At 63.9% G+C, this 14989-nt stretch carries 16 protein-coding genes; 13 read left to right on the top strand and 3 right to left on the bottom strand.

Annotated features, from left to right (window positions below):
- The coding region (locus VR71_RS08465; RefSeq protein WP_045682944.1) for a pyridoxal 5'-phosphate synthase at positions 1-426 on the bottom strand (426 nt) is incomplete at its 3' end.
- Between the two features lie 158 nt (positions 427-584).
- On the opposite strand from VR71_RS08465, the gene fabI reads away from it, so the two are divergent.
- The 8 genes from fabI to VR71_RS08425 all read left to right on the top strand — a co-directional run bounded on the left by fabI (position 585) and on the right by VR71_RS08425 (position 8422).
- A complete protein-coding gene (gene fabI / locus VR71_RS08460) occupies positions 585-1391 on the top strand; it encodes an enoyl-ACP reductase FabI (protein WP_009819326.1) in 807 nt (268 codons plus the stop codon).
- 11 nt (positions 1392-1402) lie between these two features.
- Positions 1403-2008, top strand: a complete 606-nt coding sequence (locus VR71_RS08455; RefSeq protein ID WP_009819327.1) for a LysE family translocator — start codon at positions 1403-1405, stop codon at positions 2006-2008.
- 4 nt (positions 2009-2012) lie between these two features.
- Positions 2013-2510, top strand: a complete 498-nt coding sequence (gpt, locus tag VR71_RS08450; RefSeq protein WP_009819328.1) for a xanthine phosphoribosyltransferase — start codon at positions 2013-2015, stop codon at positions 2508-2510.
- A gap of 1 nt (position 2511) precedes the next feature.
- A complete protein-coding gene (locus VR71_RS08445) occupies positions 2512-3717 on the top strand; it encodes an aminotransferase (RefSeq protein WP_045682942.1) in 1206 nt (401 codons plus the stop codon).
- A gap of 46 nt (positions 3718-3763) precedes the next feature.
- A complete protein-coding gene (locus tag VR71_RS08440) occupies positions 3764-5608 on the top strand; it encodes a peptidyl-prolyl cis-trans isomerase (protein ID WP_045682940.1) in 1845 nt (614 codons plus the stop codon).
- 11 nt (positions 5609-5619) lie between these two features.
- Positions 5620-7131 (top strand): anthranilate synthase component I, encoded by a 1512-nt coding sequence (gene trpE / locus VR71_RS08435; RefSeq protein WP_045682938.1) that lies wholly within the window; start codon positions 5620-5622, stop codon positions 7129-7131.
- 92 nt (positions 7132-7223) lie between these two features.
- Entirely contained in the window at positions 7224-7841 is a 618-nt protein-coding gene (locus VR71_RS08430; RefSeq protein WP_045682936.1) for a sulfurtransferase, read from the top strand.
- A 38-nt stretch (positions 7842-7879) separates the two neighbouring features.
- Positions 7880-8422 carry a pseudouridine synthase gene (locus VR71_RS08425; RefSeq protein ID WP_045682934.1) on the top strand — a complete coding sequence of 181 codons (543 nt, stop codon included), beginning with the start codon at positions 7880-7882 and terminating at the stop codon, positions 8420-8422.
- Positions 8423-8432: 10 nt separating this feature from the next.
- Here the strand turns inward: VR71_RS08425 and VR71_RS08420 are convergent, their stop codons facing one another.
- Together VR71_RS08420 and VR71_RS08415 are read right to left on the bottom strand one after the other, a co-directional pair.
- Entirely contained in the window at positions 8433-9176 is a 744-nt protein-coding gene (locus VR71_RS08420) for a 1-(5-phosphoribosyl)-5-[(5-phosphoribosylamino)methylideneamino] imidazole-4-carboxamide isomerase (protein WP_045682965.1), read from the bottom strand.
- Between the two features lie 132 nt (positions 9177-9308).
- A complete protein-coding gene (locus VR71_RS08415) occupies positions 9309-10778 on the bottom strand; it encodes a divergent polysaccharide deacetylase family protein (protein WP_254656456.1) in 1470 nt (489 codons plus the stop codon).
- A gap of 135 nt (positions 10779-10913) precedes the next feature.
- Between VR71_RS08415 and VR71_RS08410 the strand changes: the two genes are divergently transcribed.
- Genes VR71_RS08410 through glp form a run of 5 tightly spaced genes read left to right on the top strand, consistent with a single transcriptional unit; the run spans position 10914 to position 14971 of the window.
- Complete coding sequence (locus VR71_RS08410; protein ID WP_045682931.1) at positions 10914-11495, top strand: aminodeoxychorismate/anthranilate synthase component II; 582 nt, start codon at positions 10914-10916, stop codon at positions 11493-11495.
- A complete protein-coding gene (gene trpD / locus VR71_RS08405; RefSeq protein WP_045682929.1) occupies positions 11492-12514 on the top strand; it encodes an anthranilate phosphoribosyltransferase in 1023 nt (340 codons plus the stop codon). The genes VR71_RS08410 and trpD overlap by 4 nt, the downstream gene beginning before the upstream one ends.
- Positions 12511-13326, top strand: coding sequence for an indole-3-glycerol phosphate synthase TrpC (trpC, locus tag VR71_RS08400; protein ID WP_045682927.1), 816 nt, complete (start codon positions 12511-12513; stop codon positions 13324-13326). The genes trpD and trpC overlap by 4 nt, the downstream gene beginning before the upstream one ends.
- Entirely contained in the window at positions 13326-13802 is a 477-nt protein-coding gene (gene moaC / locus VR71_RS08395) for a cyclic pyranopterin monophosphate synthase MoaC (protein WP_045682925.1), read from the top strand. Before trpC ends, moaC begins: the two co-directional genes overlap by 1 nt.
- Positions 13799-14971: a gephyrin-like molybdotransferase Glp gene (gene glp / locus VR71_RS08390; RefSeq protein ID WP_045682923.1), complete on the top strand. Its 1173-nt coding sequence runs from the start codon at positions 13799-13801 to the stop codon at positions 14969-14971. Before moaC ends, glp begins: the two co-directional genes overlap by 4 nt.
- The last annotated feature ends 18 nt before the right edge of the window (positions 14972-14989 follow it).

The raw sequence follows: 14989 nt of genomic DNA, 5'->3' as shown, positions 1-14989 counted from the left end.
GGCCACTTTCGCCATCAATGTCGCACGGCTATCAAGCGGCTGCGATTGCTCCGACGCCCAAGCCCCGAGCCTACTCTTGAGCGAGCGCGAGGCGTAATAGGCATCCGCGCGCTCGCCCTCTTCGCGGCTCACGGTGCCACGGACGCGAATCTGTCGACGCAAGGATTTCCAGTGCAACACCATCGCGGCCTTTGGGGTCGCCGCCAATTCCTGCCCCTTGGCGCTGTTGTAATTTGTATAAAAGATGAACCCGTCAGAGGAGATTTCCTTGAGCAAGACCATCCTCACATTCGGCAGTCCCTCGGCATCCACCGTCGAAAGAGCCACCGCATTGGGGTCATTCGGCTCTGACTGTTCCGCCTCAGCAAGCCAGTTGCGAGCAATCTCAAACGGGTCATCACCCGCAAACTTTCCATCTCGTTCCATCAAACTGTCCCGATGCCATCTCTCAAAAACTGAACGCTGCCGATCTATCTAACGCACATAGCGGCATTTGACAGGTTGTGCGCCTGAATGACCAGCCCTTGATGCAATCCCCCCAATCGCCTAAAGGTCAGAAAAATCGTGATGGCCGGGGGCTGGGAATGTCGAATAATCTGATGGCGGGAAAACGCGGGCTGATCATGGGGCTCGCCAATGACAAATCAATCGCCTGGGGCATTGCCCGCGCCTGTGCCGATGCAGGCGCAGAGCTTGCCTTCAGCTATCAGGGGGATGCGCTCAAAAAGCGGGTCGATCCTCTGGCAGCGGAACTGGGGTCAACCATCGTCCTGCCCTGCGATGTGGGCAACATGGCCTCGGTCGATCAGCTCTTTACCGACCTGCACAGCCACTGGGACAGCCTCGATTTCGTGGTCCATGCCATCGGCTTTTCCGACAAGAACGAATTGCGCGGGCGCTATGTCGACACCAGCCGCGACAATTTCCTGATGACCATGGATATTTCGGTCTATTCCTTCACCGCCGTGATGCAGCGCGCGGAAAAGATGATGGGCGAGGGTGGGTCGGCCCTCACCCTCACCTATTACGGCGCCGAACAGGTCATGCCGCATTACAACGTGATGGGGGTGGCCAAGGCCGCTCTTGAGGCATCGGTCAAATACATGGCCGAGGATCTGGGCAAAGACGGCATCCGCGTCAACGCCATCAGCGCCGGTCCCATCAAGACGCTGGCCGCCTCCGGCATCGGCGATTTCCGCTATATCCTCAAATGGAACGAATTGAATTCCCCCCTGCGCCGCAACGTGACCATCGACGACGTCGGCCGCTCCGCACTCTACATGCTCAGCGACTTGGGCTCGGGCGTCACCGGCGAGACGCTGCATGTCGACGCAGGCTACCATATCGTCGGGATGAAGGCCGTGGACGCCCCCGACATCGACGCAACCTGAGAGGCGACCCCATGACCGCGTTCGATCTCTTGGCCTTTAACGCGGTTCTCGCCGCCGCCATCCTCAGCCCCGGTCCGGCCCTGCTCTTTGCCCTGCGGACCGCGCTGGCCGATGGGCGGGGCGCAGGTATTGCGGCCGGCTTGGGCCTTGGCCTCGTCGCTGCACTCTGGACACTGGCGGCTCTCTTGGGACTAGAGGCGCTCTTCAGCCTTTTTCCCTGGGCCTATATGGCGCTGAAACTCGCCGGGGCCGCCTATCTGCTCTATATCGCCTGGAGCACATGGCGCGCCGCCCGTCAGCCCGTGACCGAGGGTCCGCGCAAACCACGTGGGCGCGCATTCCTGGATGGCGTCTTGATCAACCTCGGCAATCCGAAATCCGCGCTCTTTGCCGCCTCGGTTCTGGTTGTGATCTTTCCCAAGGGACTATCGGCGCTGGAAATTGCGCTCATCACCGCCAATCACATGATCGTTGAGTGGCTCTTTTACGCGGGCTTCGCCACGCTTCTGAGCGGGGCACAGGCCCGCCGCGCCTATCTCGGCGCGAAACCCTTGATCGACCGCGCGGCAGCCCTGCTGATGGGCGCGCTCGGGCTGAAACTCTTGCTGAGCAGGTAACGACATGATGGACCGCCTCCCCCATGAAAAGGGCTTTCACGTAAGCTGGGATCAGTTGCACCGCGACGCCCGCGCCCTTGCATGGCGATTGCAGGACAAGACGCCCGAAGACGGCTGGCGCGCCGTGGTGGCGATCACACGCGGCGGCATGGCCCCGGCGATGATCGTCGCGCGTGAACTGGACATTCGCACCGTCGACACGATCAGCGTCAAATCCTACAACCACCAGACCCAGACCGCACCCGTGGTGATCAAATCCCCGGATATGGCAATCATGGGCGATGGTGCGGGCGTCCTGATCGTCGATGATCTGGTGGACACTGGCCGCACGCTCGAGGTGGTGCGCCAGCATCTGCCACTGGCGCATGTCGCGACGGTCTACGCCAAGCCGATGGGCCGCGCACAGGTCGACACCTTTGTGACCGAAGTCAGTCAGGACACCTGGATCTTCTTCCCTTGGGACATGGCGCTGCAATATGTCGAACCCTACCGGGGCACCTGACATGACCAACCCGCCCCGCACCGCCTGCACCTTTTCGCCGCCTGTGATGGAGGCGCGGCGCTGGCTCGACGGGGTGACTTTCCCGCCCGAGCGTCCGCTCATCAACGTAAGCCAAGCCGCCCCCGTGGCCCCGCCCCCCGAGGCGCTGCGCCGCGCGGTGGCCGAGGCGGCGCTGAACGATCCGCAAGCGCATCTTTACGGCCCCGTCCTCGGCCTGCCCGATCTGCGCGCCGAGGTGGCGGCGCACTGGTCCGCCACCTATGGCGGCAGCGTCGTCCCCGCTCAGGTCGCCATCACCTCTGGCTGCAATCAGGCCTTTTGCGCGGCCATCACCACGCTCTGTGCCGAAGGGGATGAGGTTATCCTACCAACCCCATGGTATTTCAACCATAAAATGTGGCTCGACATGGCGGGTGTGCGCGCTGTCGCGCTGCCTGCGGGCGCGGAACTTTTGCCCGATCCGGATCATGCGGCGGCGCTCATCACGCCGCGCACCCGCGCCATTGTGCTCGTCACCCCCAACAATCCGGGCGGCGTGGAATATCCCGCCGACCTCACGCACGCGTTCTACCGCCTCTCCAAAGAGCGCGGCATCGCCCTCATTCTCGATGAAACCTATCGCGATTTCGATGCCCGGCCCGGCGCGGGCCATGATCTCTTTCACGATCCCGACTGGGCGGATACGCTCATTCAGCTCTATTCCTTTTCCAAGGCCTACCGCCTGACCGGGCACCGCGTCGGCGCAATGGTGGCCTCCCCGACCCGTCTCGCCGAGGTCGAAAAATTCCTCGATACGGTCACGATCTGCCCCAACCAACTGGGCCAGATCGCGGCCCTCTGGGGCATGCGCAACCTTGGCCAATGGCTGGCAGGCGAGCGCGCCGAAATCCTCGACCGGCGCGCGGCCATCCATGACAACATGCCCAAACTCGCCGGGCAGGGCTGGCGACTCTTGGGGTGTGGTGCGTATTTCGCCTATATGGCACATCCCTTTGCCATGGCCTCCAACCAACTGGCACAGGCGCTGGTGCCCGAGGCGGGTATCCTGCTTCTTCCCGGCACCATGTTCCGGCCCTCCGACGATCCACAGGGCGCACGCGAATTGCGCGTGGCCTTCGCCAATCTCGACCGTGCCGGCATCGACACGCTCTTTGACCGGCTGAGCGCCCTCCGCTGGCCTCTTGTCCCGAGCGGCGACACCGCGTAGACAGTCGCCCAAGCAGGCAGAAGCCACAAACGGACAGGGGGCCATCATGGCGGTCAAAGGTATTTCCAAAGGCGCAATGTGGGTTCTGATGGGGCTCTTGATCGCGGGCCTTGCCGGGTTTGGCGCAACCAACCTCTCTGGCACCGTGCGCAGCGTCGGTCATGTCGGCACCGCCGAGATTGACCTGACCACCTATGCCCGCGCATTGCAGAACGAAATCCGCGCGCTCGAGGCAGAGCGCGGCTCCGCCATCAGCCTTGCCGAGGCCCGCGCGGCGGGGGTCGATACCGATGTGCTGTCGCGCCTCATCGCCCGCGCCGCATTGGAACACGAGGCCGACCGTCTGGGGCTGTCCATCGGCGACGCGAACCTGCGCGAGCAGATTGTCGAGATTCCGGCCTTTCAGGGACTGGACGGCAGCTTTGACCGCGAGGCCTATCGCTTTGCCCTCGACCAAGCCGGGCTGAACGAGACCCAGTTCGAGGAAAACATCCGCGCCGAAACGGCGAGCACATTGGTGCAGGCCGCGGCCCTTGCCGGGTTGCAAACCCCTGCCACCTACATGGACACGATGATGACCTATCTGGCAGAGCGTCGCAGTCTGGCCTTTGCCGTTCTGGATCGCAGCGCGCTGCAATCCGGCCTGCCCGTCCCCTCAGAAGAGGATTTGCAAGCCTATCATCAGGCCAATCTCCCGAGATTCACCACACCTGAAACCAAGAAAATCGCCTTTGCGTGGATCACGCCCGCCATGATCATCGACAGTGTTGAGGTCGAAGAGGCCGCCTTGCGCGACGCCTATGCCGAACGTGAGGCAGAGTTCAACCTGCCCGAGCGGCGGCTGGTGGAACGTCTGATCTTTGCCGATACCGAGGCCGCGACCCGCGCCCGAGCCCGCATTGACGAGGGGATAGCCCTCGAAATGCTCGTCTCCGAGCGCGGATTAGAGATGTCCGATGTCGACCTGGGCGATGTCGCGCGCGAGGATCTCGGCAGCGCAGCAGAGTCCGTCTTTTCGGCCGAGGCCGGAGAGGTGGTTGGCCCGATTGACACCAGTCTTGGCCCAGCTCTCTTTCGCGTCAACGCCATTCTGGCGGCTCAAGTCACCCCGTTTGAAGAGGCAGAGCCGCAGCTGCGCGATCAACTTGCCGGTGACCGCGCCCGCCGCGTGATCGAAGCGCAGATCGACACCGTAGACGATCTTCTCGCAGGTGGTGCGACGCTCGAAGATGTGGCCAAGGAAACCAACATGGAACTTGGCAGCATCGACTGGCACCCCGGCCTGACCGAAGGCATGGCGGCCTATGACAGCTTCCGCGAGGCCGCCGATGCCGTAGCGACGGGCGATTACCCGGAGGTCGTGCAGCTCGCCGATGGCGGCATCTTTGCCCTGCGTCTCGACGGCATCGACGAACCACGCGTTCAGCCACTTGAGGATGTCCGTGACGCGGTTCTGAACGGCTGGCGTACCAAAGCGACAGTAGAGGCGCTCAAGACCCAAGTGGAGCCGCAACTCGCGGAGTTGCGCGCCGGGGCGAGCTTTGCCGATCTCGGCCTGACCGCGACCGAGATCACCAACATGACCCGCCGCGATTACCGCCCCGAGGCTCCGGCCGAATTCATCGACACCGTGTTTGACATGGAAGAGGGAGAGGTTCGCGTGATCGAGGGCGAAGGCCGTCTTTTCGTCCTGCGACTCGACAGCATCGCGCCGCCCGCTGAGGATGCCGAAGACGAGGATCTCGCCCGCCTGCGCTCAGCGCTTCAGGATCAGGTGGCCGGCGATCTTGGTCAGGATCTCTTTCAGGTGCTGGCCAACGATATCCGGGCCCGCGCGGGTGTCGAACTCAATCAGGCGGCCCTCAACGCCGTGCATGCCAATTTCAACTGAGGACCGCCCAATTGGAACTGACCCCGTCCTTCGAGGCATTCGCCCGCGCCTATGAGGCTGGCGAAAATCAGGTGGTGCATGCGCGGCTTGCGGCCGATCTCGACACGCCCGTGTCGCTCATGCTCAAGCTGACAGGCGCCGCGCGCGACGCCTTCCTGCTCGAATCCGTGACCGGCGGCGAATTGCGCGGGCGCTATTCCATCATCGGCCTGAAACCCGATGTGATCTGGCAATGCCACGGCACCGCCAGCCGCATCAATCGTCAGGCGCGGTTCGATCACGACGCCTTCGAGGATCAGTCTGGCGACCCGCTCGACAACCTGCGCGCCTTGATTGCCGAGAGCCGCATCGCTTTGCCCGAGGGCATGCCCGCCGCCAGCGCCGGGCTCTTTGGCTATCTTGGCTATGACATGATCCGGCTGGTCGAACACCTACCGAATGTGAACCCGGACCCGCTTGGCCTGCCCGATGCCGTGATGCTGCGCCCATCCGTGATTGCCGTGCTCGACGGCGTCAAGGGCGAGGTGATGGTTGTGGCCCCCGCTTGGGTCGGCACCGGGCAATCGGCACGCGCGGCCTATGCGCAAGCCGCCGAGCGGGTGATGGACGCGGTGCGTGATCTGGAACGCGCCTTGCCGCAATCCAGCCGCAGCTTGGGCGAGGCGCATGAAGACGCAGCGCCCGTGTCGAATTTCACCCGAGAGGCCTACAAGGCCGCCGTGGACACGGCCAAGGATTACATTCGCGCGGGCGACATCTTTCAAGTGGTCCCCTCACAGCGCTGGACGCAGCCTTTTCGCCAACCTCCATTTTCACTTTACCGATCTTTACGGCGGACAAACCCGTCACCGTTCATGTTTTTCTTTCACTTTGGCGACTTTCAGGTGATTGGGGCCAGCCCCGAAATCCTCGTCCGCGTCTTCGGCCAAGAGGTAACGATCCGCCCCATCGCAGGCACCCGTCCTCGCGGCGCGACACCCGAAGAAGACCGCGCACTTGAGGCTGATCTTCTGGCGGATCAAAAGGAACTGGCCGAGCATCTCATGCTGCTTGATCTGGGGCGCAATGACGCGGGCCGCGTCTGCAAGGTCGGCACCGTGCATCCGACCGAGAAGTTCATCATCGAGCGCTACAGCCATGTCATGCATATCGTCTCGAACGTCGTGGGTGAGTTGGCCGAGGATCAGGACGCGCTGAGCGCCCTCCTTGCCGGTCTGCCAGCGGGCACGGTCTCCGGCGCGCCCAAGGTCCGCGCGATGGAGATCATCGACGAGTTGGAACCCGAGAAACGCGGCGTCTACGGCGGCGGCGTTGGGTATTTCAGCTCAGGCGGCGATATGGATGTCTGCATCGCCCTGCGCACCGCCGTCGTCAAGGATGAAAAGCTCTATATTCAGGCGGGCGGCGGCGTGGTCTATGACAGCGACCCCGAGGCGGAATATATGGAAACCGTCCATAAATCCAACGCCATCCGGCGGGCCGCAGCCGATGCCGCACGCTTTGGCGGCGACAACAACGGCTGATCCCATTTGACTCAGGTCAAGGCGTGCGCGCTTTTGCCAGCATAGCTCTGTTATATCACATTCCAATCGAGGAATATAACGGAGGGAAGCCAATGATCCGCATGACCCGATTCGTCGCCCCGGCCCTTGTGGCCCTCGCCCTGGCCCTTGCACCGCTCTCCAGCGCCGCCGGGGGTGCCCTACACCTGCAAGACCCCATCGCCGCTGAGACCCTGAGCAAGAGCAAACAGACCACCCCCGGTCTCTACATCACCGCCGCCGACGCAGGCCGCGTGCTGGGCCAACACCCCAACGTGGCGCTTATCGACGTGCGCACCCCGTCCGAGGTGAACCTGATCGGCTATGCCACCGCCGCCGCCGCCAATATCCCCTCGAAACTGATGGACCCCGCCCTCGCCTTCGACGCCAAAAAGGGCGCATACAAGATGGTGGACAACCCCGCCTTCGTGGACGAAATGACGGCGTGGCTCGCCAGCGATGCCGCCGCAGGCGTGGATACCCTGCTGGTGATGTGCCGCTCTGGGTCGCGCAGCGCCGAGGCCATCGCCAAACTGGTCGAGGCCGGAGTCGATGTGACGCTCTACAACGTCGTCGATGGCTTTGAAGGCGACACCAACGACGCAGGCGCGCGCGCGGTCAATGGCTGGCGCAACGCCGGCCTGCCCTGGTCATACAAGATCCGCGAGGGTCTGCGCCCCGGCTATAACTGAGACTTGCAGCGGGCCTGCCCCTGAGGCATCACAAGCACATGGCCCGCCTCATCCTCTTCAACAAACCCTATGACGTGCTGTCGCAATTCACGGATCGTGGCTCTGCGGCCAGCCCGCGCGCAACCTTGTCGGATTTCATCGACGTGCCGCGCGTCTATCCCGCCGGGCGCCTCGACCGCGACAGCGAGGGACTGTTGATCCTGACCGATGATGGCCAACTTCAAGCGCGGATCGCAAACCCCCGTTTCAAAATGGAAAAAACCTATTTCGCACAGGTCGAGGGCCTGCCCGATGATGCCGCCCTCGCGGCGCTGCGCCAAGGGATCACGCTCAACGATGGCCCCACCCGCCCGGCGCGCGTGGAACGGATCGACCCACCCGCGCTCTGGCCCCGCACACCCTCGGTGCGCTACCGCAAATCCGTCCCCGATTGCTGGCTGAAACTCACTATATCCGAAGGGCGCAACCGTCAGGTGCGCCGCATGACCGCCCATATCGGCCACCCCACCCTGCGTCTCATCCGCTGGCGCATCGGCGACTGGACCTTGGACGGCATCGGCCCCGGCCAGTGGCGGGGCTGACGCCGCGGGGTCAGATAAACTCGGCCTTCGCTTCAGGCACCGCCCGCGCGACCTCCAGAGCCTCGGCCAGATCGACATCCTTGGACAACAGCGCGCGCCCGATCAGTGTCCCTGCGATATTGGGGATATAGCGCAACCGCGCCACATCATCGACCGTGCGCACCGTGCCACGCGCAATCACCGCATGCCGCGTCTTGGCTGCCAGCCCGGAAATCACCCCGAGACTGCCGTCACTATCCTCGATATCGGCATCAATATCGGTAATCAAAAGACCTGCCAGCGGCACACCGTCAAAGGCCGCAATGAATTCGGCCGGACCAAAGGCGGAGGCCGTGCGCCAGCCATCCGTCATCAACTGACCCTGATAGATATCCACGGCCACAACGATCTGATCCGGGTGATACTTGGCCAGGGCCTTGACCGCCTCAGGATCCTGTATCGCCATCGTGCCCAGCACAATCCGCCCCGCGCCTTTGTCGATCCAGCGCTCCACCGCCTCACGCGACCGAAAACCGCCGCCCAATTGCACCGGAATACCCACGGCACGGATGATCTGCTCGATGAGATCATTATTGTCCACCGCGCCACGCAGCCCGCTCATATCCGTAAGATGCATCCATTCGGCGCCCGCCGCCACGAACCCGCGCGCGGTCTCGATCGGATCCAAATGCCATCGCACCGGCTCATTCAGCCGTCCCCGAGTCAGGGTGACACATTTGCCATCGAGAATTTCCAAGGTGGGATAGAGGATCATCGCCATGCCCTTTCGCTATGGGTGTGAGCATATCCTGAGGTCAAACCACCCCTCCGGCTGTCTCCGGTGCGGCATGATACGCGCGTTTCGCGGCCTGAGCGGCACAGGCCCTCTTGGCATCCCTCCCCCGGATCAATCCGACCGCAGCACCGCCGACACGGGTGCCAGCGCCACGCTCGCGGCCCGGTCCTGCAATCCCCACAAGAGCAGCGCGCTGATCGTGTCCGCCCGCATCCGGCCCAACATGATCACGCCCTCCTCCTGCTGATCCGCCTTCATTGCAGCCTGATCCAGAAATCGTCGAATCGCAGCGGCATTCTGCCCCTCCCCGTCAAAATCCCGAAATAGACTGGCCGAAGGCACGCCTTCACGCGCAATCAGTTTTTGCGCGGTGTTCAGCCCATTGGGATGCATCACCAACCCATGCCCGCTCTCCTTGAGAATCGGAGCCAGTTGCGCACTCGCCTCGCGGCTCGATTGCAGGCCGGTGCCGGTCCCCTCCAGCACGGCCACCGCCTGCGGCACCTGAGCGAACCATGCCTGCATCGCGACCTCTGCATCCTCGGGGCGCGCGCCCTCTGGCAGATCGGTCATCGCCAAGACCTCGAATCCGGCAGCGCGGTACCGTTCCGCCGCAGCGGCCGCTCCGGGCCATCCGACATCGACCGCGAAATTCAACGGATAGGGAAAACTCTGAAGCGCCTCGAGCCCAATCGGGCTCTTCCCGTCATCCATGAGGATGATCGCCATCAGAGGCTTGCCCTCGGGATTGTCGAACGCCACCCGATTGCGGGCCAGAGCCCCCTCCTGCGTCACGGGCTCCACCGCCGCCTCGACCTCTGGCGCCGGGTCAGCCAGACTGGGGAGGCGATTGGTCGTCACCCCGTCCGCGCGGTTGCCAATGGTCCCGAGTGCGGGCAGCGTCTTAGAGACGGTCTCGTCTTCGGGCGCGGTTGCGGTCGCCGCCTGCGCTTCGGCCTCCGGTGACATATCCGTCATGTCGTCCCCGTCGGATGCCTCTGGAATGAGCACCGGGGCTGGTTCTTCTTCAGGAAAGATCGACATGTCAGTCTCTGCCTCGGCAGCGTCCGCCGCGTCTTCTTGCGGCACGCTCACACCGGCGCTCTCTTCCTCCGGTTCCGGGGCGGGCGGCTGCGCCGGATCAGTCGAGATCGCCAAGGACTCCTCGCTGGACGGCACGTCTGGCGGCGACAGCAGCGGGCTGGGCAGCACCGGATCATCCGTCTGCACCGCAACGCCAGAAGTCTCGCCCCCGACCGAAGGGGCCGCAGCCAGCTCCGCCGCCTCGCCGGTCTCAGGAGACTGGGACGGCGTGGTATCCGCGCCGACAGAGGCCAGATCATCCGGTGTGGGCGGTGCGACTTGCGACACAACCCCACTTTCAGGCGCGCTCTGCGCCTCTGGCAAGGCCGCTTGCTCATCTTCTCGCCGAAGGTCGAACCCTGATCCGGCTGGCACCTCTAGGCTCACCGCCTCTGGCGGAGTGACGCCCGGTCCCCCGCTCAGAACCGACAGCGTGCCCAAGGCCAGTCCCGAGACCAGCGTTCCCGTCATCATGCCTGCCAATACCCCGCGTGCCACTGCCTTTGCCCCCGTATCTGCCTGTTTTGCCTGTTATCCGGCCTAGCGCCTCTTGACGGTAGCGCGCAAGACTGAACAAGTATACCGCGACCGGGCCCTTGGCCTCCAGCCCCCTTTGCATGAGGACAGGCGCGAATGCTGCTCTTGATCGACAACTACGACAGTTTCACCTATAATCTCGTCCATTACGTCGGCGAATTGGGTGCCGAAACCCGCGTTCTGCGCAACGATGCGCTCAATGTGCAAGAGGCGATGGCGATGCACCCCGATGGGATCCTGCTGTCGCCCGGTCCCTGCGACCCGGATCAGGCGGGCATCTGCCTGCCGCTGACACTGGCCGCCGCCGAGGCGGGCATTCCCCTGCTTGGCGTCTGCCTTGGACATCAGACCATCGGTCAGGCCTTTGGCGGCAAGGTCATCCGCCACTCCGAAATCGTGCATGGCAAGATGGGCCAGATCCATCATCAGGGCAAAGGCGTCTTTGCCGGTCTGCCCTCACCCTTCGAGGCCACGCGCTATCACTCGCTGGTGGTGGAACGCTCCAGCCTGCCCGATTGCCTCGAGATTACCGCAGAACTGGCCGATGGCACCATCATGGGGCTGCAACACCGCGATTTGCCAATCCAGGGCGTGCAGTTTCACCCCGAATCCATCGCCTCGCAACACGGTCACGCGCTCCTCAAGAACTTCCTCGACATGATGCAGGTCGCGGCATGAGCGATCGGCTCAAACCCTTGATCGGCGCGGCCGCCGACCGGCCGCTCACGCGACAAGAGGCCGAAATCGCGTTTCAGATCCTCTTTGAAGGCGAGGCAACACCGGCCCAGACCGGCGGCTTTCTCATGGCCTTGCGCACACGCGGCGAGACGGTCGATGAATATGCCGCCGCCGCCGCCGTGATGCGCGCCAAATGCAACGCGGTGCGCGCCCCCGAGGGCGCGATGGACATTGTCGGCACCGGCGGCGATGGCAAGGGCACGCTCAATATCTCGACCGCCACGGCCTTTGTGGTGGCTGGTGCAGGCGTGCCGGTGGCCAAGCATGGCAATCGCAACCTCTCGTCCAAATCTGGTGCCGCGGATGCGCTGACCGAGATGGGGATCAAGGTCATGGTCGGCGTCCCCGTGGTCGAACGCGCACTCAGGGAGGTGGGCATCGCCTTTATGATGGCACCCATGCATCACCCGGCCATGGCGCATGTCGGCCCGGTGCGCACCGAATTGGGCACCCGGACCATTTTCAACATCCTCGGCCCCCTCACCAACCCCGCAGGCGTCAAACGCCAACTCACCGGCGCCTTTTCCCGCGACCTCATCCGTCCCATGGCCGAAACGCTGGGCCAACTGGGCGCGACCCGCGCTTGGCTCGTGCATGGCTCGGACGGCACAGATGAGATGACGATCACCGGCGTCTCATGGGTCGCGGCCCTAGAAGAAGACGGCAGCATCCGCGAGACCGAATTGCACCCCGAGGATTTCGGGTTGCCCGTGCATCCCTTTGAGGCCATCTTGGGTGGCACCCCGGCGGAAAACGCCACCGCGCTGCGCGCGCTGCTCGATGGGGCACCCGGCGCTTACCGCGATGCCGTCCTGCTCAACGCCGCTGCGGCCCTGACCGTGGCGGGACATGCCAGCGACCTGCGTGACGGCGTGGCCCAGGCTGTCGAGAGCATCGACAGCGGCGCGGCCCGCGCGAAACTCACCGCTCTGGCGAAACTGACATCGGAGACCGTATGACCAGCCCGACCATTCTGGACAAGATCAAAGCCTACAAACTCGAGGAAATCGCGGCAGCCAAGGCCGACCATCCCACCTCTGAAATCGAAACATTGGCCAACGAAGCGCCCCCGGTGCGCCCCTTCGCCGAGGCGCTGCACAAGGCCAGCAAGTCCGGTTACGGTCTCATTGCCGAGATCAAAAAGGCCAGCCCCTCCAAGGGCCTCATCCGTGCCGATTTCGACCCGGCCGCTCTGGCAGAGGCCTATGCGACGGGCGGTGCCACATGTCTTTCGGTGCTCACCGACACGCCCAGCTTTCAGGGTGCACCAGACTATCTCAAAGAGGCGCGCGCCGCCTGCGACCTGCCCGTGCTGCGCAAGGATTTCATGTATGACCCCTACCAGGTCGCCGAAGCGCGCGCTTGGGGGGCCGACTGCATTCTGATCATCATGGCCAGCGTATCCGACGCGCAGGCCCTCGAGTTGGAAGAGGCCGCGACGCACTGGGGCATGGATGCCCTGATCGAGGTTCACAACCGCGAAGAGCTTGACCGCGTCGGCCACCTCACGTCGCGGATGGTCGGCATCAACAATCGTGATCTCAACAGCTTTGAAACCTCGCTCGACACCACCCGGCAATTGTCGAAATTCGTCCCCCCCGAGCGGATGATCGTCTGCGAGAGCGGCCTTGCAACGCCTGCCGATCTCTCGGACATGGCCCGCTATGGCGCGCGCAGCTTTCTTATCGGCGAAACCCTGATGCGCGCCGACGATGTGGCACAGGCCACCCGCGACATACTCGCCAATCCGCTCATGCCCGGAGGCTTTTGATGGCAGGGCTCAGCCATTTTGACGGCCAGGGCCATGCCCATATGGTCGATGTCTCTGACAAGGCCATCACCGCGCGCGTTGCAGTGGCCGAGGGTCACATCAAGATGGCCCGCGAAACCTTTGATATCATTGCCGAAGGTCGTGCCAAAAAGGGCGATGTTCTCGCCGTCGCCCGCCTCGCCGGGATCATGGCGGCCAAGCGGACGCCAGACCTCATCCCGCTCTGCCACCCGCTCTCCATCACCAAGGTCACGGTGGATCTGACACTCGATCCCGAGCTACCCGGCGTGCGCATTGCCGCCACGGTCAAGACCACCGGCCAGACTGGCGTCGAGATGGAGGCTCTCACCGCCGCCTCCGTGGCCGCGCTCACCGTCTATGACATGACCAAGGCGGTAGACAAGGCGATGGAAATCGGCGGCATCCGCGTCATCCTGAAAGATGGCGGAAAATCAGGACGGTATGAGGCGACATGATCACCGTTGACGCGGCTCTCGCGCATCTCTTCAGCCTCGTGCACCCGCTCGACATCGAAGAGGTGCCACTCGCACAGGCTGCGGGCCGTATCCTCGCCCGCGATGTGACTGCGACCCGTGACCAGCCGCCCTTTGCCGCCTCCGCGATGGACGGCTACGCAATCCGCGAAGAAGAAGCCGCACCCGGCGCGCGATTTACCGTCATTGGCGAGGCGGCGGCGGGCCATGCCTATACCGGCACTCTCGGCGCAGGCGCGGCAGTGCGCATCTTTACGGGCGCGCCGCTGCCCAAAGGTGCCAGCCGCGTGATAATCCAAGAGGACGTGACCCGCGACGGCGATCAGATCACCCTCGGGGATAAACTGGATACCAAGGACCACATTCGCCCCTTGGGTTGCGATTTCCGCCATGGGCAGGCGATCACAGCCCCCCGCCGCCTGCGCCCCACCGATATCGCCCTTCTGGCCTCGATGAACATCGCCGCCGTGCCGGTGCGCCGCAAACCACAGGTGGCGCTGATGTCCACCGGCGACGAATTGGTCATGCCCGGAGAGACCCCGGGCCCCGATCAGATCATCGCCTCCAACACCTTTGGCCTCAAGGCGCTGCTGGATGCGCTCGGGGCAGAGGCGCGCATCTTGCCCATCGCCCGCGATACCGTGGCCTCGCTCACCGCAGGCTTTGCCCTCACCCGAGGGGCCGATCTGATCATCACCATCGGTGGTGCCTCGGTTGGCGATCATGATCTCGTGGGCCGGGTGGCGGGCGATCTGGGCATGGAACGGGCCTTTTACAAGGTCGCCATGCGTCCCGGTAAACCGCTGATGGCCGGACGCATGAACGGCGCGGCAATGGTCGGCCTGCCGGGCAATCCGGTCTCGGCCATAGTCTGCGGTCATGTGTTCATTGCCCCGATGATAAACGCCATGCTGGGTCTGGGCGCGCAGGCCGCGCCCCGCCTGCGCGCCCCGCTGGCGATCCCCCTGCCACCCAACGGCCCGCGCGAGCATTACATGCGCGCAGCCCTCACACCGGCGGGCATCCACCCCGAGGACAAGCAGGACAGTTCGCTCCTCAGCATCCTCGCCAACGCCGAGGCGCTCATGGTCCGTCCCGCCAGCGACCCGGCTCGCAACGCAGGTGACATGGTCGCGTATCTGCCGCTCTAGGCTAGGCAGGCTCACAGA

Origin of the sequence: Roseovarius sp. BRH_c41 (assembly GCF_000961715.1) — a bacterium.
Classification (GTDB): domain Bacteria; phylum Pseudomonadota; class Alphaproteobacteria; order Rhodobacterales; family Rhodobacteraceae; genus Roseovarius.
Note: the sequence above shows the minus strand (reverse complement) of the source record. Positions and strands in the feature narration are given on the sequence as shown.